This is a genomic window from Moorena sp. SIO4A1, from assembly GCF_010672065.1.
In the GTDB taxonomy this organism is placed as follows: domain Bacteria; phylum Cyanobacteriota; class Cyanobacteriia; order Cyanobacteriales; family Coleofasciculaceae; genus Moorena.
The window spans coordinates 1-21910 of record NZ_JAAHHX010000045.1 but is presented as its reverse complement, the minus strand read 5'-3'; the positions used below and the strand labels follow the sequence as shown (position 1 = coordinate 21910).

Sequence of the window (21910 nt, the reverse complement as noted above, 5' to 3'; positions counted from 1 at the left end):
CACCAAATTTCTCAATTGCGCAGAATCAACCGTTGCCGATGAACATGTAACAAACGAAACTCCTGCTGCGCCACCTGGTCCAACATATAAATAATATGCTCTGGTCGCAACATGGTGCCATCATTCAAACAACTCCCGACATACCGCAAAACCACCCCAGACTCCGCAACCTCCTCTTCACCATCTTTGGGTTTTTGGGGTTCCATCACCTCGAACTCAAATAAGCGATCGCATAAATTCACCCACTGCTTCTTACCCGACTTCGTAAACCGCTCCCACCAAATTTCCTTACTACCCTTAATTGCTTCAATCCAACCCTGCCACTCTTCCCAAGACACCGATGACATTGCCTCAACTCGAATCAAATACTCAGCCTTTTCCAACAGCTGAGTTCCAGCAGGTTCCTTCAAATCCACTGCTTCAACCCCATACACCGGAATCTCTATAGGCAACTCAGACACCAGCCTTTCCCTAAACTCCTCAACTGGCATTTTCTCAGTTAACTCAAACTCCACAATCTCCCCACTACTAGACGCTCCCAAGGGCAATGCATTAGCAATCATAATCCGAGCATTAGCCCGAAACCCCCCACTATAGCGAATTGGTAGTGACGCCCGTCTTACTGCTCTCTCAAACAGACTTGCCAAATCCAGATGACCCAACAAGGTCATATCCCCCAACTTTCCAAACCAAACCCGCAGCCGCTGATCCTTATTAGTATTGGGTTTAAAGTGACCAGTAAATTGCGGAATCTGTGGCGGGTCAATCACCACATTATGACCAAAATCAATCCCACACACACCACAGTGAGAACACCCATCAAAGGAACAATCCGGTACCGTTGCTGCATCTAACGCCCGTTGTAAATCTTCCTTGAGCCAATTCTTATCAATTCCCGTATCAATATGATCCCAAGGCAAGGGAGCATCAAGGGCGTTAAGGGTTGAAGGTTGTTCGCGTAGCGTGGCCTTTTGGCCAAGGGTTGAAGGTTGTTCGCGTAGCGTGGCCTTTTGGCCAAGGGTTGAAGGTTGTTCGCGTAGCGTGGCCTTTTGGCCAAGGGTTGAAGGTTGTTCGCGTAGCGTGGCCTTTTGGCCAAGGTTTGAAGGTTGTTCGCGTAGCGTGGCCTTTTGGCCAAGGTTTGAAGGTTGTAGGTTAGCTGGTTGTAGGTTAGCTGGTTGCTCTGAACTTTCAACCTTGGCCTTTTGGCCACGCTTCGCGAACAACCTTCCAACTTGCAACTCTTCTACACCCGCCATCACGTTCCATTCGCCATTTTCTACTTGGCGATATTTCCAGGTCAGACCTGATGAAGCGATCGCATTTTCCCAAGCAGCAAATGCCCGATCCAAGCTTTCCATCCAAGCATCCATCCCTGCCCCCAATTCCCAAGCACGGCGCACCACCGCACTTAAGCGTCTGTCACCCCGTCCGACGAAATCTTCCATGGCCGAAATCCGAACATCGGTGTAATTAACCCTCACCCCCCTGATCTGACCAAATACTTGTTTGAGCAATTCCTGCTTGCGTTTAAACTCCGAAGTCGATACGGAATGCCACTGGAATGGGGTGTGAGGTTTTGGGGTAAAATTAGAAACAGTTATGTTAAACTTAAGGGTTTTTCTCCCTTTTGCACGGCACTCCTGCTGCAACCAACGGACTGTTTCTGCAATCCCCAACACATCCGCATCCGTTTCACCGGGCAAACCAATCATAAAATAGAGCTTGACTTTCTCCCAGCCTTGCTCAAATGCCGTCTTTACTCCCCTGAGCAGTTCTTCATTAGTCAGTCCCTTATTCACAATATCCCGCATCCGCTGAGTTCCTGCTTCTGGGGCAAAGGTCAAGCCACTCTGGCGATTTCCCCCTAGGATATTGGCAATATTTTCATCAAAGCGGTCTACCCGCTGACTCGGTAGGGACAAGGAAATATTCTGATCCTTAAGACGATTTTTGATTTCCATCCCCACCGCTGGTAGAGCCAGATAATCCGAACAACTCAGGGATAAAAGGGAAAACTCGTTATACCCTGTAGCACGCATCCCTTGTTCAATAGCTTCCACCACTTGTTCCGGTTCCACATCCCGCGCTGGTCGAGTCAGCATCCCAGGTTGGCAGAAGCGACAACCCCGAGTACAGCCCCGTCGCACTTCGATCTTGAGTCGGTCATGAACCGTTTGGATATAGGGTACTAGTCCAATAGCATAGGCAGGCATCGGTGTAGCCACACGCCGCAAAATCCGCTTCGGCACATCAGGGCGGTTGGGTTTAACTGAGCCATCCTCAGTCATATCATAGAATTGGGGGACATACACCCCTGGTATCTGAGCCAAATCCAGGAGTAACGCTTCTCGACTTAAGCCAGCTGCTTTGCCCTCTTCGATTACTAAGCCAATCTCTGGCAACAATTCTTCCCCATCGCCAAGATCCACAAAATCTAAGAAATCAGCATAGGGTTCAGGATTCGATGTCGCCGTTTGTCCACCTGCAAAAATTAGGGGGATTTCCGATATATCAAACTCAGCACGGTCTTTCCAGGTAAGGGGAATTCCTGCCAAATCCAACATTTCCAAGATGTTGGTTGCCCCTAATTCATAGCTAAGGCTAAAGCCAATAATATCAAAATCTGTCAGAGGTCGCCGATTCTCGACAGCAAACAGAGGGGTTTGAGTGGAACGCAATTTAGCTGCCAAGTCTGGGGCGGGTAGATAGGCGCGATCGCATAACTGCCTAGGTTGACAATTCAATATATTGTAGAGGATGATATGGCCTAAGTTAGAAGCGCCCACTTCATAGATTTCTGGATAAGTCAATACCCAGCGTACCTCAGCTTCTTCCCAAGGTTTATGGACTGCTCCCAACTCGTTACCTAAGTAACGGGCTGGTCTGTTGATGTCTGGTGTTAGTATTTCCTCTACAGTGATTCCCATAGAAACTTTATTACTGCTTTCAATGCAGTTAGCCCTGATCCACCATTCATTTTATCAGTACTCAGGGTAGAGATAGGGTTGGGTGAAGGTGGATGAAGTGAGGGAGATAAGAACCACCATACTTCTTGACTGGTATTTCCCTATCTCCTCCCATCATCATCGCTGTAAGCACTTAATCTTCCTTAGATTTCCTATTATTTTGCTGCACTCAGAGCCATTGAGTTAGCTTCCCAACCTACTCCAACCCCCTAGAGGGCTGTAGCAAAAGCCTCATGGCTCTCAAAAATCTCAAACACCCCATCTAATTTAGTTAGCTCCAGCATAATGCGAATTGAAGGAGCTACGGAGCAAAGACCAAAGCGCCTCTCTAGACTTCTTGCTAGCTTCAGGGCATGAATTAAGGCCATTAAGCCAGCACTGTCGAGAGACTCTAACTTATGCATATCAACCAACAAAGCCGAATCCTCAGCAGCCACCACAGCTTCTGTCAACTGACTTTTAAACTCAATTGCATTAGAAGCGTTAATATGACCGGAAGGTTGAATAATTCTTAATTTTGCACTCAGGGTCGCCTGTGTCATGAGCAGAATCCTCACTTGGTCAAATCCAATAAAATTTTCTAGAGAATATATTGAAGATAGTATGGAATTTTGCTAATTCCATACCACTTCTGAGATACTTTGCCGAATCTTTACAGATGGCTAATGGTTTTTGAAATCTTCATAAAACTTACCATCAACAAAATGTATCATATATTACTTTTTTCAAGTTAAGTAATTTATTTATTTTTCATTTCCGATGGTCTAAGTCGCTAAGAGCATCGCTCAGTTCATGCCTATAAGTAGGGATTAAATTTTAATAATTTTTGTTACATTCACTAAATAGAGCTGCCCTGACATAGAAATATAAGACTTTTTTTATAGGCTTGAGCCAAATGTTTAGCTTTAGATAAGTATAACGTTAACTAGGGTGTAGAGGCAAGTAGTACTAAGCAGTATGTCCTTATAACTGCCTTAGGTGCGCGCCTCCAAGGGCGAGTAAATCGCCCTTGGGTCGCACCTTTGGGCAAAGCCGACGCTACGGGAACGGGTCGCACCTAAACTTCAATACCTCTAACCCTTGAAACGGCATAGCTTCTTACGTTCAGGTTAAGCTTTATGAGTTAAGTCCAAAAGGCTTATAATATGTATTTAAGAGAGTACCAATCCACCTTATCAGTGATTTAGATCACATACCAATAAGATAAAGATCACTATAGTGGCTAGTAACTTCAGAAGACAATAAATTTATATGGAATTTTGGGTAAGTAATTGTGAAAACTACCTTTGTTATTCGTCAACTAGTAGAAAAAGCCCTCTATATTAGGCAGTTGACTCCTGATATAGAGAATGCAATTAACTACGAACTAACTCAAACGGGTTACATCTCTGATGTGGATTACGAAGCACTGGAATTATTAATGTCTGAGATGGATGCTGGTCGTGTACAGCTAGTTCCGAGTCACTAGAAAAAGTGGTTATAAACTAAGGCTAGACCAGCTCGGAGGCTTGGTAACTACTCCATGACTTTTAGCCATGACTTTTAGCCATGACTTTCAGGGTTGGGGCAAGCTCTGACAGCTACATGTGGCAAAACCCCTACAACTTTAGTTTACTCTCCTAAGGGGTCTGACTTGCTACTGCTTGAGTCGTGATCAGATCACCATGGAGTTGGCAAAGTCCTATGACCGATTAACCATTAACAAAACTTAAAACTTGTCTGGATAAGCTTGCCAAACTGCACAGATAAAATAACTTAGTTGCTGGCGAGCATCAGGGTCACTTTCTACATTGACATCAGGGTCATCTAACCGAACCAAGAGGGGAATTACTTCAGTGTCTAAGGCTAGTCGTAATAAACTCGCTGGCCAAAGTAAATCCGGTCCAGAGCGTAGGTCGTAAAGAGTAAGCTGTTCAGGGGGTTCCACTGGCACAGGCTCTTGACTATGCAAGGTGACCAATATCATAGAACGCACCCAACACATTTGTCGCGATGACACAAATTCGATAACTTCAGCGTATAAACGAGTATTGTCATGCTCTAAGCAAATAATCTGATGAGGCTGGAACTCGTAAACCAAACTCCTTGATACGTCTTTATTCACCAGGCATCAATTCCTAAATTGAGTCATTGCGATATAATACACTGTTCATATTACCAGTTTGGTTAACGGTGCTATTAGACCCAGATTTGGCATGACTGCAAGTCAGAGGCTGTCTCACGTAAGAAACAAAGGTTTCGTCTCCGGGATGAAGCGGCATAGCAGTTTTAACCCCAGTAAAGTATAATAGATATAGGTTGAAATTGGCCAAGGCACTCTTAGCTCTGGAGAAAACGGCTAGGCCAGTAGGTTAGTATCGGCGAGTGATACGTAAATCGGAGCAATGTTGAAGAATCAAGAATCAAGAATCAAGAATTCAGAAATACCAATTCTCAATTCTCAATTCTCAATTCTTAATTCTCAATGGGGTCGTCCGGGAATTGACTCGGTTGTAGAAGCTACGGGTTTCCGTAGAGTAAGCAGACCTAGAGGTTCAGCCCTTAACCCTTAGGCTCAATTAATTGGGAGTCTAAGGGCGTTAGTTAGCTAGGGGTACTGAAAACCAACGCGCCTGTTGCCTGGGCGAAAGCCCCCGTGCTATGCCTGGCGGCAGGCTACGCCAACAGCCCGGGGTAAGCTTACTGCTCATCTTTGCTATGATGTATTAATTCAAATCGGTCTCAATAGATTGAATAGCATAGCATAGATTATGAAAGTCCAAGTATCCGTCGTCTTTACCAATCCCGTGGATTTCGTTAATTTTTCTCATCAGGCACTGCCTCGATTTTGCGTGGATCTACCTTTTAAACCTCGCGCTATCCCAGTTGAAGAACTGTTGCCCAACATCCCTATGATTAATAGCAATTTAGACGATTGGACAACAGACCTGCCCTTCGAGCAAATAGAATACAAGGAAGAAGGAGCAGAGGAATATGCCAAAATGGTAGTAGTAGTGGGAATCCCACAGGATGATATGCCCTTGTTTGAAGATGTAGTTAAGTCCTATGGGGGAAAGGTTATGCCATCAGAGGGGTTGGATGTAATGGACATGTAGTCGAAACCCCATGTCTTACCGATAACCTGGCTTGTAGGTCATAGAAATTCCTTGTTAATCTTGATCCAAAATTTAAGACTATCACAAAATATGTTTGAAGGAAAAATAGTCTGGAATACACAAGGAATGAAATGACCTCTAAGCAGGATAAACCTGAGGTGGCTAAAATCCTCGAACCATTCAAACCCGCATTGGCGGAACATCTGATCAACCCTGATGTTATCTTAGACGAGGTACTGGCATGGACTGGCTCTCAGCCTTTTTTGACCCAGAAGCTTTGTCAAGTTATCCTTGACTTTAAATCTCCCATCCCTGTTGGTGAGGAAGCTCTTAAAGTCGAAGAACTCGTCAAAACTCACTTCGTTGAAAATTGGGAAACTCAGGAAGCCGCTGAACTTCTGCAAGATATTCGTAGTTTCTTGCTCGAAGAACAATTCCTGCGGCTGTATCAGAAAATTTTGCAGGGAGCCATGATGGCAAATGACAGTTGGGAACAAAAAGTGTTGCTCAACTCCGGTGTGGTGATTAACCAGGGGGGAAATTTAAAAGTTTCTAACCGTATTTATGAGGCTGTTTTTAATCACAGCTGGGTAGCTCAAGAGTTAGCACAGTTGACCAGTACAGACTATTGGTTGGCATCTGAGCTGACGACAGATGCTACTGATCAAGCCATCGCCATGGCTTTTCCTAACCTACCAATCACCCCAGTTACTCAACACCAAGATCTCACAACTGACCAGCCTAAACACCCAGATCTGACAACTGACGAGCCCAACCAATCAACTGTAGTACCTTTAGAGCCAGACCAAGCCACAACCTCGGCTACCCCATCAACTAGCAGAATCCCATCACCCATTAGTTTTTGGGGTGGCTTGATCGCCTTGTTTCTAGTCATTACCTTTGGTGTATTTCAGTGTACTAGTGCTAGAAGAGCAGACGATCAACTAAAAAACCTTGTTCCTCAGGACATATGCAGACGCCAATTTATTACCAGAAAAGAACAAATAGAGCAACTTAGAAAGATAAAGAGTCAAAATAAGGCTTTTCCCAAGCTATGTCAGTCAATGTTAGATCAATTGCAGTTTTCCTATGCTATAGAAGAGCTCGCTAGTCAAGGTGAATTCAAGCAAGCTACGATAAATCTTTGTCAAGTATCAGAGCGTTACTACCAGTTTAAACAAAAATCTCTTCCACGTTTTTTCCGTCGATGGGATAGGAATAATGAGAATTATGCTAATTGGTTGAAAAACTATCTAATAAAATATGATTGTCCCGGTTCTAAATATTTGGGGTAATCAATTGTTAAATTGTTAAATCAGTAGTCGTGGAAACAGGGAACAGGGAACAGGGAATAGGGAATAGGGAATAGGAAATGTATGTAGGGATTTTTAGTAATTAAATAACTAATTAATATATATAATTTAATGTAATGGTTTTATTCAAGACAACTTTCTTTTATTTCCTACTTTTTAAGACTTAGCTATTTACTGATAATCCAGATTTTAAGGATTATAAAAAACTCCATCGCTACCACTTATTTCTTCTTCCAAAGATACCCTAATTCCTCGACGAGCAATTTCAAAAATAGTTAATATAAATTCTCCCAATTGAAAATATTGGGTTTGACGTAATTGTTTCCTATGGCGTTGTTTGCCGCTAATCCGCTCATTGATCTGGCTTGCATAATATAAAATTAGGCTAACTAATAGCCAACCTACTAAACTCAATAGAGCTGTTACAATGATAATAATCAGCCAGCCTAAGAACTGACACAACACTTGTAGTAATGGATTGTCATATACATCAAGTTCTGAGTACAACAGAGAACTATTGCTACTAAAGATTCCTAAGGCAATCGTTCCCCAAAATCCACAGAAAAGGTGAACAGGAATCGAACCTACGGGGTCGTCAATTTTCCAAACTTGTATAAAATATTCGCCTAAAAGGACAAAAATACCGCTGATAGAGCCAATTATAAATGCACTTCTGATATCTACAAAAGCAGCTGAAGCTGTAATTCCCACCAACCCACCTAAAATGCCATTGATAATTGAGGCTAGACTGGGTTTTCCTAGGATAATTGGACTAAAAAATACGCTGGATATTCCACCAGCTGCTGCTGCCATCATGGTAGTTGTGATGGTATTGGCTACATAATCGAGATCCTTTGCTGAGCCACCATTAAAACCAAACCAGCCCAGCCAAAGAATTAAACAGCCTAAGGTGGCTAAACCCAGATTATCGGCAGAGAACTTTTCAGTTTCGAGACCTTCATATCTATCTGTTCTTAAATTGTAGCCAAAACGACCTTGTCGTGGCTTTAGTAGCCAAGCACCTACCAAGGCAGCCATACCACCAACACTATGGACTACAGTTGAACCCGCAAAATCATGAAATTTTAGCGCCTTGGCTAGCCAACCATAGTGTCCCCAAACCCAGTGACCGGTTACGGGATAGATAAAACCAACCAGGAAAAAACTAAATAGGAGAAATGCCCAGAATTTTACCCGTTCAGCAACAGCTCCTGAAACAATAGTCGCTGCAGTTCCAGCAAAGACTAACTGAAATAAAAATAGAGACGCAAAGGAGTGATTAGACCAATCTTGATTGAGACAATTAAATCCTGATTCTGGAAAGCCCAGATTTCCAAATTGGGGAAAGGGAAGATTAAAAAACAAGCCCTTTTGACCCACTAAACTTAAACTAGTATTTTCTCCTGGAACACAACTGTAAGTAATGCCATCACCAAACATTAAGCCAAAGCCAATTAGCCAAAATGCTAAGGCTGATATACAGAAAACTATCAAATTTTTAGCCAAGACATTAGTCGCATTTCTTCGTCTACATAACCCGGCTTCTAACATGGCAAAGCCAGCATTCATAAAAAAGACTAGAAAAGATGAAACTAACAACCAGATAGTAGACAGGTTAGTGAAATTATTCGTGTTACTATCTTGTGCTGCTGCTACACCAACCCATCCCAGCAGGATGGTAATAGCAAAAGATAGGCAGAAGTACCAACGGCTCGGTACCGAGGTGATTTGGTGTTTTAATCTCTTGTACTTATGTCGAGACATCAAAGCAAGCTTTCTAGTTTTACAGTAGAAGTGAATTTCCAACTGGTAAGTAGGTTGACATACTTACATAACACTATTAAATTACACTGTTAAATCACACTATATGATGTTTCTTGACACTCCCCACAGCTAGAAGCTGGGGGATTCTTGGTTCAACGAGGTTACTTGCTTTTCCAGGCCGGAGCCAAGAAGAGTAGAGGCACCCTCTCCCCAAGCGTTGATTAAAGTTCCGGTGTGCCCCACCGTACTCAGTGCTCTAGTTAGGATATTTTTGGCGGCATTGTGGTCTCGATCTAATTGACAGCCACATTGGCAAACGTGAGTTCGAGTCGATAATGACTTTTTGACCATCTCACCACAACTGGAGCAATTTTGGCTTGTATAAGCCGGATTAACTGCAACAGTTATTCGGCCAAACTTTTGGCCAAAATACTCCAACCATTTTCTAAACTGATACCAACCAGCATCGTTAATAGACTTGGCAAGACAATGATTCTTTACCAGGTTTTTAATTCTCAAATCTTCGTAAGCGACCAGATCGTTAGACTGGATTACGCAACGCGCGAGTCTCTTCGCATGTTCTTCACGTTGCCTACTTATTTTGAGGTGTGTCCTGCCTAGATCATTAATTGCTTTCTTACGGTTAGCAGAGCCTTTCTTTTTCCGGGAAACCCGACGCTGATAAAATTTCAGACGTCTTTCGCTTTTTCGATAGAACCTTGGATTGGGTTCTGAATACCCGTCTGAGTCCGTATAAAACTCTTTCAGTCCTACGTCCAAACCAACAGTAAAGCCGGTAGCTTCTAGTTGTTCGTGATTGTCTAATTTGACACAGAATTGAACGTAATAACCATCCGCCCTTTGGACTATTCTGACCCGCTTGATAAGTTTTTGGTCGAAACGCCATAAGTCCCAGGTACCTTTGAGTTTAACCTGGCCAATCCCTTTATTGTCGGTGAATTTTATCGACTTTTTATCTGGCCATAACTTCCATCCAGACTGCTTGTATTCGACCGATCTAGAATGTTTTTTAAAACGGGGGTATCCCTTTTTGCCAGGAACCTTATTTTTGCAGTTGTCATAAAACCGCTTGATAGCCCGTTCTACATTCTCAACGGACGCCTGGCATGCATGACTATTAAGGTCTTTTACGAACTTGAATTCTTCGCGTATTTGGGTGTTGTAACGGTACAGTTCTTTCTTGCCCACTCCACGGTTGTCCATCCAGTACCGAAGTACTTTATTTCGGACAAATCTTGCTGTCCTAATTGCTTCGTCTATTGCTAATTTTTGAGGCTCTTTTAAAACCGCTTTAAATTCCATTACCAACACCCAGTATCACCTCCTTGATTGGCTTAGTTTGCTTACTATTATAGTCGGTATTTTAAAGGAAAAGTTACAGCTATCTGTTAGGGAATAAATTCCTTTCGGGCTAACCCCATGAATAGAATTCAGGGGCTTGCGCCCTCAGACTTTTCGGTCACATCATTAACTGCTTACATCCGAGCCTTATACAAGAAAAGGGATTTACGCGAACCTGTTGACAGCAGAAGCTGAGCCATCTTCTAGCTTTGAGTTAAAAGCAAGTTGAGCCTCTGAGTTCGCTAGTTCTTGAAAATGAATAACTTCTTTACGGGGATCAGCGTGACTGACTTTGACGTGTAAGCGATCGCCTAATTGAACCGAACGCTGGAAACGCATGGGCAATTCTAGACCTAACTCTTCTAGGAGAATGTTGCCCTTATTCTCGTTTTCTCGCCACCAACTGAGTACTAATACTTGCCAAACCTGATTCGGGTTACGCCGTAAATATTCCAATCCCCAATATTTGTTGGTATCACGTTCTACTTCACTAGCGTCCTTAGCTGTTCTGGTTACACTCTGCATCGTTTCGAGCAAATGTTCAGCTTCAAAGGGTAGGGGGTCACCCCGTAGATGAGCTTTCAGCTGGAAATGAGTCATTAAGTCAGTGTAGCGGCGGATGGGAGAGGTTACCTGGGTGTAAGTTTCCAAAGCCAAACTAGCGTGGCGTGTTGGGGTAATGCTCATTTCGCTTCTAGGCATACACCGACGCATGGCACAGAACCGCACTGGACCCGCTGGCAATAGCAGCAGTTCTTCTTGGGAGGGAAGTTCTGGCTGGGGTTGTCCTCGGAATGGTAGGGGAATTTGATGCAGTTGACCATAGCGTCCAGCCACTTCACCTGCCAGAATCATCATTTCTGCCACCATTTGCCGTGATGGTGAATCTTCTAACACCTCAATGGTAATTTGCTCATCATTTCCCACCTTGATTACCGACTCTGGCATATGGATACTAATCGCCCCTTGAGACTTGCGCCACTTTTGCCGACGCACAGCCGAGTTAGCGATCGCAAACAGTTCTGTTTCTGCCTGTACCCCTAACTGCAACATTTCATCTACATCTTCATAAGTCAGGCGATAGGTGGGTTTAATCAAGCTGGGGCGAATCTGATAGTCATAGATGGCACCATCTTCATCCAATATCACGCCAAAACTGAGTGCGCCACAGACTTGACCTTGAACCAAACTCATTGGACCAGTTGCCAGTTCCGATGGGAACATGGGAATCATGCCTGTGGGTAGATATATGGTGGTACTACGCCGTCTTGCTTCTAGGTCAAGGTTATCCCCTGGCATTACCAAGCGGGTTGGGTCAGCGATGTGAATCCACAGACGCTGAGTGCCATCCTCTAGATCTTCTATACTCAACCCATCATCTATTTCTTGGGTACTTTCATCATCTATGGTGTAGAGTTTCAGATGAGTTAAATCCAAGCGATCTGAATCTGGGTCAGTAGGAGGATTTGCCAGGTATTGCTGGGTCAATTCGAGTACCTCACGACGAAATTGAGTTGGGATTTTATGACGCAGCAAGTACTTTTGGTGAGGATGCCACAAACCCAGATTTACCAACAAATTGAAGGCATTTTCTGGGTTTTGATGGCGTTTTACTGCTTCCAGAGTTTCCTGAACTGCACGAGAGGGTTTATCTGGTTCACTAACGAACCGTTCTAGAGCATCAAAGCGAGTGCGATCGCTATCAAGCCACTCTACTTCCTCACCCCCTAGCTTTTGTTGTACTCGCTTCAAAAATTCTTCTTGTTCCTGGTGCTTTGATTGAGCCGCTGCCAGTTGATGCTTGATTTCAGCCACCATGCTAGCGGAGCGGGGTTCATAGGTTTGTGCTTTGTGTTTAAAATAGATTTTGTCTTCAAACAGAATACAGTGTGCAGCATAGCACTGGGGTGGACTTTGCTCAGAAAATAATAACTGTGCCATGTCAGCACAGGTAACCGCCTCTCCTTCTTCCACCAGTAATTCCCAGGCTAATTCTAAGCTATCTGGGTCTAGATACGGTTGTACTCGAGCAAGAAACTCTGGTATTTGTGATGGCTTATAAGTAGAATCCGCCACTGTGTAGGTGACTTGTCGAGGATGGAGCTTGTGCAGTTTCCCCCGTTGATCCAAAGCAATCAAGTGGTTCTTGCCCTCTGGACGATCGACAACGGCGAGATGGCGTTCTCCTTGTAAGCGAAATTCGATTAGTGTTCCCTTTTCCACCAGTTCTGATAACCCGGGTAGCGTTTACCAAATCCACCTCCCCCCAGTCTATCCTGTGTTGTTGAGATGCCCAACTCAGCAGAGGGGGTCAAGTCTAAAGTCTGAAGTCTGAAGTCTGAAGTCTGAAGTTGTCAGCGCTCAGTGGTCAGCGCTCAGTGGTCAGTGTAACTCCTGGTTGAGTCGCAAGTTTTTAGTTAACCATGTCAGCCATGCAGAGCGCGAGTGGCCTCCCCATGAGGCCACTGCATCCCACGCCTGAGCCATCGATCACCCCATTTCATACTTCATACTTCATCCTTCATCCTTATTATTTGATATTTCATTCTTCACACGGGAAATATCCCAGAGGAAGACCGTGATTGTTCACCTTAACCTTCTTTATTAATATAGGGTAGCAAAGCCAAGAACCTTGCTCGCTTAATGGCTGTGGTTAGCTTTCGTTGTTGTTGAGTCGTTAGATTAGTAATGCGGCGGGGTAAAATTTTTCCCCGTTCAGTGATAAACTTGCGCAGCAACTCAACATCTTTATAGTCAATCGGTTCATCGGGTTTGATCGGAGAGAGACGTTTACGAAAGTAAGTCATGATTGGTTATGATTGGTTATTGGTTATTTGGGTTACTGGTTAATGATTATAGTCATTTGTTCTTTGTCAATAGTCCATTTTGAATTAAAAAATTCAATTCACAAATGACCAAGGACCAAATCTACTTGATTTCTTTGTGAATTGTGTGCCTGTTGCAATTGGGGCAAAATTTCTTCAGTTCCAGACGTGATGTTGTGTTACGGCGATTCTTCCTAGTGGTATAGCGGGAAACACCAGCCGAACGCTTATTGGAGTTACTGCGACATTCCGTACATTCTAGAGTAATAACGATTCGGACACCTTTCTTACTTGCCATAGTTTTTTTTCTAAGAACTCAAATATTACAATTAAACACAATTTACTATTATCTCATGGGATGCCCCAGTCTATCAAGTAGATGCAAAATTTCTCAAGTCTCGGGAAAAACCTCACGCCTTGTTGACACGATCATAGTGCAGCGCGATCTCGTCAGTGGCTAGGGGATCCCACGGCAGTATCCTTGAAATGGCTTTAGATAGACCAATTTTTCAGCCAATCCGAAGCGCTTTAGTGCAGCGAAGCCAAGCATGGCCTACCATTTAGTGATAGTTAGTATAGCACTACCCATTAAGGTGTTTGACATTCCTAAACTCAGCAAACTTAGTCATAGCTTACTTTTGACTTCTGACGCAAGAACCTTGCTGACTTGCGCGTAGCGCTATAATAGTAAGACTCCCTTAACTAGCCAGACCAAGACCTTTTGGGCAAAGCCCGAAGCTGCGCGAACGGTCAATCCCACAGCTGCTCCATTGAAGTATCTGATTCAGCAACTATAGCGCTAATTAAAATTGCTCAGATTAAGCGGCTCCTAACTATAGCGCTAGTTTAGAACTTCAGTCCAATTACTCCACTATTGGAAATTTCAGCAATTTTGGATATGATAGGATGCTCCTGATCAGCCGCTTTGGATCAGCATTCCCTGTAGCCCTAGTTAATCTGAATTAACAAAACTTTACATCCATGGCTACCACCTATAGGTGTATAATAACTAAAATTATTCTTTCCAAAAAGAATAACAGTCTCAAGCCATTATGAATCAAACTGATTAGCTGTTACTAGGTTAATCAAAACTAGGTTAATTAATACTAACGTAATCGATGGCAAGAAATTGATTAACCTTAAGTGCCTAAGTAAAATCACCCGACCCAGGATCAGGAGAAACCATTGCCATGGCATTAGATGTCTTGAAACGGTATAACACTCAGTTAGGGTTAGCCCTATGTTTAGCCATTAGTGGAGCGTACGCATTTTCAGCTAACCAAGCTCATGCTCAGATTACTCCTGATACTACCTTGCCCACAGGGGAAAGATCGCAGCTAGACCTGGGCTCTGGTGATGTAAACGGGAAAATTGTTGATCTAATTAAAGGAGGAGCAATCCGGGATATCAACTTGTTCCACAGTTTTTTAGAATTTAATGTTGAAAACGGGCAAAGAGTTTATTTTGCTAATCCAGCTGGGATTGAAAATATTCTGTCTCGGGTAACTGGTGCTAATCCCTCCAATATTTTAGGAACCTTGGGTGTCGATGGTGGAGCGAATTTGTTTTTGATTAATCCCAATGGGATTTTATTTGGGGATAAAGCCAAGCTGGATGTATCTGGTTCATTTGTGGGCACCACTGCTGATGGGATTGGGTTTGGGAATCAAGGAGTGTTTAGTGCTTCTAATCCAGAGCCTCCTTCGCCATTGCTGACGGTTAATCCTAATGTGTTTTTCTTTAATCAAATTCCGGGGAATATTACCAGTCAAGCCAAGTTAGAGAAGCTGGCAGTTGATAACCTATTGTTACTTGGTGGTGATGTTGAGGTTAAAGATAGTAAGATTAGCACCAATCAAGGTGGGAATATTCTGTTAGCGGGATTGGGCGCACCAGGACAAGTAGCATTAACTAAAGACGGTAACAAGCTAGGTTTAGATTTTCCGGATGGCGTCAAGAAAGGGAATGTTGTAATTACCGATAGCGCTATAGAAACTTTCGTAGCAAAAGATAGTAATGTTGATGGTGGTGAGATTAGGATTATTGCTGATTCTTTGGAAGTAGAAACCTCTAATCGAGATCAGGGTATTTTTACTAAAACTGAGAATAATGGTCATAAAAGTGGTGATATTATTATAAGTGCTGATAACTCAGTATCGGTTCGCTCTACTTCTCGCAGAAGAGGAGATAATGGCATCTTTACCATGACCAATCAAGAAGGTGGAGAAGGCGGAAAAATTACTATCGATACTGGCTCGTTGACAGTAGAGACGGCTCGAAGAGAGCAGGGAATCTTCACCACAACTAAGGGAAATGGTCAGAAAGGGGGTGATATTATTATTACCGCTGATGACTCAGTTTCGATTATTGCTTCTAATAGCGGAAATCAGCATGGAATTTTTACCTTAACAACTGATGACAAAAAAGGTGAACTAAAAGGTGGACCAGGAGGAAGCATTCAAATTACTGCTGGCTCCCTGGTAATCGAATCTAGGAGACAAAACCCAGGAATTTCCGCAATAACAGGGGGAGATGGTGATAGCGGCAGCATTACCATCGATGTGACTGGCGATGTACTCCTGAAAAAGCAAGGTACCATTAAAACAGAACAACGTAATTCCAAAACAAAGGGCAGTGTCGGCAATATCTCATTAAAGGTCAATGGCAATGTTACCCTGGCTGATAACAGCAGAATTAAGAGCCAAAATAGCGGTAAGGGAACCGGAGGAAAAGTTACGATCTTGGCTGGTGGAGCAGTTGAGGTTAAATACGATAGCAAAATTGAGAGTATCGCTCAAGATAAAGCTGAAGGAAATAGCGGGAGCATTGAGATTGAAGCTGATTCCCTATTGCTTGATGCTCGCAAAGATCCCAGCAATCCTGAATCGGAAAGAGGTCTAGTCCAAATTACAGCTAGGACTGACTCAAAAGCTGGGGGTGACGGCGGTTCCATAGACATTCGTGTCGGGTCACTGACGATGATTGGATTAGGCTCAGATAAAAATCCAAGGGGTGGTTCTGATGGTATAACTGCTAATACATCAGGAAATGGAAACGCGGGCACGATCGACATCAAAGTTGATGGAGAATTTATCATGACAGATCGAGCCCAAATTGAAACAAGATCCCAAAGGGGAGTTACAGGCAATGGTGGCGAGATAACCATTAAAGCTGGCTCACTATTCTTAAGCAATAGAAGCTCGATCGATGCTCAGACTACAAACAACAGTCAGGGAAATCCTGGAAATATCGAGATAACTGCTAAAGATAAGATTGAGGTTACCAATAGCGACATCCGAACTGCCATAGGGCGTAACGCGGGAAACCCAGAGAGCGCGCAAAACTCCCCAGGAGGCCTTGGTAACATTACCATTACAGCTCGCTCTCTATCCCTCAAAGATGGAGGGAAATTAGAAGCTTCGACTAATGGCAAACTCCCAGCAGGTAATATTACAGTCAATGCCACCGATTTTGTGGAAATTTCTGGGGTTAAAAGAACCAGTAGCATATCCACTGCAACTAGAGAAGGAGCTGAGGGTAAAGGAGGGGGTATTGACATAACAACAAAGAGCTTGAATCTATCAGATGGTGGAGTTTTGAATGCCCAAAGCGAAAGTGACTTTACCGGTGGTGATATCAACATTGATGCCGATGAAGTGCAACTAACCGATGGTGCTGAAATTATTTCCACTGCCAAAACAAGTCAAGGTGGGAACATAACCTTAGATTTAGACATCTTGACGGTAAACAATAGCGAAATTTCCGCTTCCACTAAAACAGGGATAGCAGGAAATGTGACTATAGAAACAGATAAGCTAACTGTCGAGAATGGAGCACGAATAGCAGTAAGCGGTGTAGAATTAACTCAGAATGGTTTTCCAGAAACCGATGTGGATGAGAGCGAGGGAGGAGTAGCTGGCACACTAACCATTAAGGCTGAGTCTCTAACCCTAGACAACGGCCAACTTGTAGCTGCTACTGGCAAACAAACCAACAACCAAGAAGCAGCAACTATCGAAATCAATGTACCGGGAGTGATCATACTCGATAACAACAGCCTAATTTTGGCTAGCGCTATAGGTAATGCCAATGGTGGAAATATCGATATTTCTGGTGGAGTATTAGTAGCGCTACCTCTAACTAATGATGAGAAAGGTAGCGATATATTTGCTAATGCTCAGCAAGGGGATGGTGGAAAAATTAACATCACCCTGCAAGGCTTATTCAATATGAAGGTACTCGAAGATGACCGTGCATTTAGGGACTCATCTGGAAATATAATCGAATCCCTAGCTTTTGAGAATAATAATAGTGAAATAGCAGCTCTGAGCTTTAGCGGTGGTCAATCTGGGACTGTGACCAGGGATATTACCGGCTCAGCACAGGATCCTGAAAACTTACCAACATCACTAGTTGACCCTTCAGCATTAATTGTTGCTAACTGTCCCAGTAGCGGAAAAGTAGCCGTAGATGAACTGGGTGAATTCATTGTTACTGGACGAGGTGGCTTACCCCCGAGTCCCCTAGACCCAATCAATCAACAGTCTGTACTGGTAGATTGGATCACCCTTGATACTGAAGAAGAGAAGATCGAAGAAGCTACCTCTACTCCTACCCCTGAGGTCAGTTACTTGCCCATGAGAGGGAAACGCCGCACTGCCGAGACTCCTACTCCTTCTCGTCCGAAGAAAATAGTGGAAGCTCAGGGTTGGACTGTTGGGGAGGATGGTACAATTATCCTGACGGCTGAACCGAATACTGTTACACCTAAGAGTAATTGGTATATTCCTAGGTCTTGTGGTAGCAAGGGTTGAGGCAGTTGAATATCAATTCCTTTAGCTGGAGTGGTGTTGCCCATCACTTCTGCTGATCAACTGTGCCTTGGGCATCAGCAACCGAGGATTTTTGATAATTTTCCCTGATCGGAAATCTCAGGCGCGCGTTCGAATGGGCAGGTAAACTGCCCTTGGGTCGCTCCTGCTGATCTGACAGTGATACAGTGATGAATGCGATCGCGTGGGTGCAGTATATGCGATCGCATTCATAGCGTGTATGATGTCACTCATCCGTAGCATTTCTCTGCTGGGATAGAAAACAGGCTAGTCACCATTTCATTCATCCGGTTGACTCACAACTAAGTCTAGTTATCCTGGTAGTGCAGCCAATATGCCTGCACTACGGTTCACAACTGAATTACAATTGCTATAGTGATTGTTGCGATTTTTGAAACCCTTGGACTTGGATTCACCTCGGATTTGAGATAAGGGCTAATAATTCGGTATGATAGACGGTTTAGGAAGATTCGGATACAGGACTATTAAATATAGTTGCTGTGTAAGGTGTAGATTTGTTTCCAAATGCCTATTGATTCTGGTCGGCTTACTGAGCTGCTGGTATCTACTGGGAACACCATCAGCATTAGCAAGTTTCGATGATGACAGCTTTGATGGTAATATTTTTGCTCTGTATGCTGGGAATGGCTCTATAGTCCCACCACGAATTACCTTAGAAGATTCTTTGCGCAGGAAAAAGCCAGCTTTGTTGGTGTTCTACGTAGATGACAGTAGGGATTGCAAGCTATATTCTGTGACTATCTCTAAGTTACAGGAGCCTTATGGTAGGGCAGCGAGTTTTATTCCAGTCAACATCGACACTTTGTTAGCCGATGCTACCTATACACCCACAGAAGCGGGATACTACTACCAAGATTTAATTCCCCAGACAGTACTGATTGACCAAAAGGCAGAGGTAGTACTCAATGAAATTGGACAAGTTGCTTATGAACAGATAGATGATGTGTTTCGGGAAGTGTTTAACTTACTACCCCGTTCAGAATCTGTAGAGTTAAAGCTGCGCACTGTCAATGATATAAATGCTCAGTTAACATCAGAGTGATTTAATTGGCTTAGTGCTGAGACATCCATCCAATCAAACTCCCACAACGTAACATGAAGACAATTGTTTTAGTCATGAGTGAACTGCCATTGGCGTTTACCCTATTTTTTTGTCACGTTTACGGGTTAAGCTATTTGTAAGTACAGTTAACATCCGTGCTGATGTCCAAGGTTTACAGCACACAGGAGCTAATCGAAATTTTGGCTCAAGAACGTCGTTCGTGCATGAATGGGCAACGTCTTAATCTGTCAGCTTCGGTGTCTGGTAACCCTGTGATTGATCGCTTTCTGAAACCGGAGGGAATTCAAAAGTTCAGTGCTTATAACGACTTTAAAGCCGCAGTTCACAGCTACCAACGGCAACACCAAGTTTCAGGCATTATTTGGCGCGAACTGACTATGAAAGGAAAGACTCTACGTTATCCTGCTATTGACGAGCAGTTAGCCGCCCTAGAGAGTGACCTGAAAATCCTTAAAGCTGCCAAAGCTGACCTGTTCGAGTTTTGGCATAGAGGCATCCAAGGTATGGACTTATACCTAAGTATTAATTTTGGTAAAGACTATCAAAAAATTATGCCCAATGATGTAAAAGAGGTCGCCCAGAAAACGGAATGGGCAAATCTCTATGAATATAAGAATTACAACTTTTGGGAAATTATATTGCAGCTAGGTTGGGGGAAACCTGAGGAAGCATCCTATAAACGGGGATGGCCGACATCAGGAAGTGAGTACATTCATGCAGTTAATCCAGGCAAGCGCCCAATTTGTTGACCGCTATCCCCAGGTCGATGGGTTGTGGGGTGCATAAAGCAGTATTATAAATAAACGAGGAGCGGTCAAACATGAAGGAACAAACTATTAATCAAGTTATTGATCAACAAATAGAAGAATTGGACTATTCAATTCGACAGGAATTAACCAAGCTTGGCAATCAAGCCGCAAAGATGGGTTTAATTGGTGGACATGGTTATTACTTAGGAAGGTACGAAATCCTATGCAAAGGTCAAATCTTCACTCTTTCACCAGAAGAAGCTTACTCTTACCTAAAAAAATTGGTAGCACAACACCAAAGATAATTGGGAAACTGTAAACAACTCACCGCTAAGTATTTCGGCGTAGCCGACGCTGCGCGAACAGACTATAGCGGGAGCTTTCAAGCTCAAAGTTTACCAGTCTAAGTTTTTATAGAACTACGTTATTTCTAAGAGTTCAAGTTCCTACCTGGGGATGCGTAGCTAGTCCCCAGCTCTAGAACCCGGTCGTTAAACAGGTGTAGTTGAGTTAAACCAGTGCGATTGGGAAAGTACCGAGAAATAACTTTGACTAAGCTAACTTTACCCTAGCGATAGGAGAAAACACAGTTATGCGTGTATTTGTACTTAACAAAAATCGGCAACCTTTAGACCCTTGCAAACCGGTGAGAGCTAGAATTTTACTCTCAGCAGGCAAAGCCAAGGTCTATCGTCGTTATCCGTTTACTATAATCTTGACGGAGGAAATAAAAGAACCAACAACTCACGGGTCACAAATCAAAATAGATCCTGGGGCAAAAACAAGTGGCTTAGCTATCGTCCAAGGGAATCGAGTGGTTTGGGGAGCCGAGCTTACTCATAGAGGTTTCCAGGTAACAAACGCTTTAACCTCTCGTAGGCAGTTAAGGCGTGCCCGACGCCACCGTAAGACTCGATATCGTCAGCCCAGATTTCTTAATAGAACTAGACCAAAAAGTTGGCTAGCTCCTAGCCTGACGTCTAGAGTTCAAAACATTTTAACTTGGGTTAAAAAACTGACTCGATTATGTCCTGTTACGGGCATCTCTCAAGAGTTGGTCAGGTTCGACACTCAAAAACTGCAAAATCCTGAAATATCTGGGATCGAGTACCAGCAGGGTACACTTTACGGTTACGAACTTCGGGAATATTTGCTTGAAAAATGGAATCGTAAATGCGCTTATTGTGGGGCAACAGATATTCAGTTAGAAATTGAGCATATCAAACCCAAGTCTAAAGGCGGATCCGATCGGGTTTCTAATTTAGCTATTGCGTGTCGCCCATGCAATCAAGCTAAATATAATCAAGATATTGAGCTTTTCCTGTCTAAGAAACCTAGTATTCTCAAGGGTGTATTAAGTCAAGCTAAACGTCCTTTAGCAGATGCGGCTTCTGTTAATTCAACTCGTTGGAAGTTGTACCACGAACTGAAATCAATTGGGTTACCTGTTGAGGTTGGTAGCGGCGGATTGACTAAATTCAATCGATGCCGTCAAAGCCTTCCAAAAACTCATTGGTTAGACGCAGCGAATGTCGGAAAGGTTGAAACATTGATGATCGAAAACTACCAACCTTTGATGATTGCTGCCAAAGGTCACGGAACTCGTCAGCTTTGTCGAACAAACAAGTATGGTTTTCCTGTCCGTCACTGTTCAAGGACAAAAATTCATAAAGGCTTTCAGACGGGTGATATTGTCCGTGCTGTGGTAACTCAAGGCAAGAAAATCGGTACCTACGTGGGACGAGTTGCAACTCGAAAATCAGGATATTTCAATATCTCAACTAAATCAGGACGTGCGGCTTGTTCTAAGTAAGAGCCTCCTTTACCAGGAGGGGTAAGACTTAGGTAATTCGCGGGGACAACCCCGAAAGATTACAACTATTCATCCGGATGGCGGTGCAAACCCGACCCCTAGAAGAG

Annotated in this window: 16 protein-coding genes; 8 read left to right on the top strand and 8 right to left on the bottom strand. The window is 43.5% G+C overall.

Annotated elements, in window-relative coordinates; translation table 11 throughout:
- Positions 1 to 11: 11 nt before the first annotated feature.
- Positions 12 to 2927, bottom strand: a complete 2916-nt coding sequence (locus tag F6K53_RS24735) for a TIGR03960 family B12-binding radical SAM protein (RefSeq protein ID WP_293082538.1) — start codon at positions 2925 to 2927, stop codon at positions 12 to 14.
- A 248-nt stretch (positions 2928 to 3175) separates the two neighbouring features.
- Positions 3176 to 3508, bottom strand: coding sequence for an STAS domain-containing protein (locus tag F6K53_RS24730; protein ID WP_293020909.1), 333 nt, complete (start codon positions 3506 to 3508; stop codon positions 3176 to 3178).
- Positions 3509 to 4239: 731 nt separating this feature from the next.
- Here F6K53_RS24730 and F6K53_RS24725 point away from each other — a divergent pair.
- Entirely contained in the window at positions 4240 to 4434 is a 195-nt protein-coding gene (locus tag F6K53_RS24725; RefSeq protein WP_071102195.1) for a hypothetical protein, read from the top strand.
- A 240-nt stretch (positions 4435 to 4674) separates the two neighbouring features.
- Here F6K53_RS24725 and F6K53_RS24720 read toward each other — a convergent pair whose 3' ends face one another.
- Positions 4675 to 5070: a hypothetical protein gene (locus F6K53_RS24720; protein WP_293020910.1), complete on the bottom strand. Its 396-nt coding sequence runs from the start codon at positions 5068 to 5070 to the stop codon at positions 4675 to 4677.
- 646 nt (positions 5071 to 5716) lie between these two features.
- Between F6K53_RS24720 and F6K53_RS24715 the strand changes: the two genes are divergently transcribed.
- Together F6K53_RS24715 and F6K53_RS24710 are read left to right on the top strand one after the other, a co-directional pair.
- Entirely contained in the window at positions 5717 to 6061 is a 345-nt protein-coding gene (locus tag F6K53_RS24715) for a hypothetical protein (protein WP_293020911.1), read from the top strand.
- A gap of 131 nt (positions 6062 to 6192) precedes the next feature.
- Entirely contained in the window at positions 6193 to 7356 is a 1164-nt protein-coding gene (locus F6K53_RS24710) for a hypothetical protein (RefSeq protein WP_293082533.1), read from the top strand.
- A gap of 207 nt (positions 7357 to 7563) precedes the next feature.
- Here F6K53_RS24710 and F6K53_RS24705 read toward each other — a convergent pair whose 3' ends face one another.
- The 5 genes from F6K53_RS24705 to rpmG form a co-directional block, all read right to left on the bottom strand.
- Positions 7564 to 9138, bottom strand: a complete 1575-nt coding sequence (locus F6K53_RS24705) for an ammonium transporter (RefSeq protein ID WP_293082530.1) — start codon at positions 9136 to 9138, stop codon at positions 7564 to 7566.
- Positions 9139 to 9267: 129 nt separating this feature from the next.
- Positions 9268 to 10470 (bottom strand): transposase, encoded by a 1203-nt coding sequence (locus F6K53_RS24700; protein WP_293071784.1) that lies wholly within the window; start codon positions 10468 to 10470, stop codon positions 9268 to 9270.
- 195 nt (positions 10471 to 10665) lie between these two features.
- The gene (locus F6K53_RS24695; RefSeq protein WP_293071783.1) at positions 10666 to 12723 is read right to left on the bottom strand and encodes a ribonuclease R family protein; all 2058 of its coding nucleotides are present in this window, start codon (positions 12721 to 12723) and stop codon (positions 10666 to 10668) included.
- A gap of 368 nt (positions 12724 to 13091) precedes the next feature.
- Positions 13092 to 13307, bottom strand: coding sequence for a 30S ribosomal protein S18 (rpsR, locus tag F6K53_RS24690; protein WP_008191262.1), 216 nt, complete (start codon positions 13305 to 13307; stop codon positions 13092 to 13094).
- 121 nt (positions 13308 to 13428) lie between these two features.
- A complete protein-coding gene (gene rpmG / locus F6K53_RS24685; RefSeq protein WP_293020919.1) occupies positions 13429 to 13623 on the bottom strand; it encodes a 50S ribosomal protein L33 in 195 nt (64 codons plus the stop codon).
- Positions 13624 to 14515: 892 nt separating this feature from the next.
- Here rpmG and F6K53_RS24680 point away from each other — a divergent pair.
- The 5 genes from F6K53_RS24680 to iscB all read left to right on the top strand — a co-directional run bounded on the left by F6K53_RS24680 (position 14516) and on the right by iscB (position 21803).
- A complete protein-coding gene (locus F6K53_RS24680; protein WP_293082527.1) occupies positions 14516 to 18139 on the top strand; it encodes a filamentous hemagglutinin N-terminal domain-containing protein in 3624 nt (1207 codons plus the stop codon).
- Positions 18140 to 18689: 550 nt separating this feature from the next.
- A complete protein-coding gene (locus tag F6K53_RS24675) occupies positions 18690 to 19220 on the top strand; it encodes a thylakoid membrane photosystem I accumulation factor (protein ID WP_293071780.1) in 531 nt (176 codons plus the stop codon).
- A 161-nt stretch (positions 19221 to 19381) separates the two neighbouring features.
- A complete protein-coding gene (locus F6K53_RS24670) occupies positions 19382 to 19990 on the top strand; it encodes a hypothetical protein (protein WP_293071779.1) in 609 nt (202 codons plus the stop codon).
- Positions 19991 to 20061: 71 nt separating this feature from the next.
- The gene (locus tag F6K53_RS24665) at positions 20062 to 20295 is read left to right on the top strand and encodes a hypothetical protein (RefSeq protein WP_008182312.1); all 234 of its coding nucleotides are present in this window, start codon (positions 20062 to 20064) and stop codon (positions 20293 to 20295) included.
- Positions 20296 to 20582: 287 nt separating this feature from the next.
- Complete coding sequence (gene iscB / locus F6K53_RS24660) at positions 20583 to 21803, top strand: RNA-guided endonuclease IscB (RefSeq protein WP_293071778.1); 1221 nt, start codon at positions 20583 to 20585, stop codon at positions 21801 to 21803.
- Positions 21804 to 21910 lie beyond the last annotated feature (107 nt).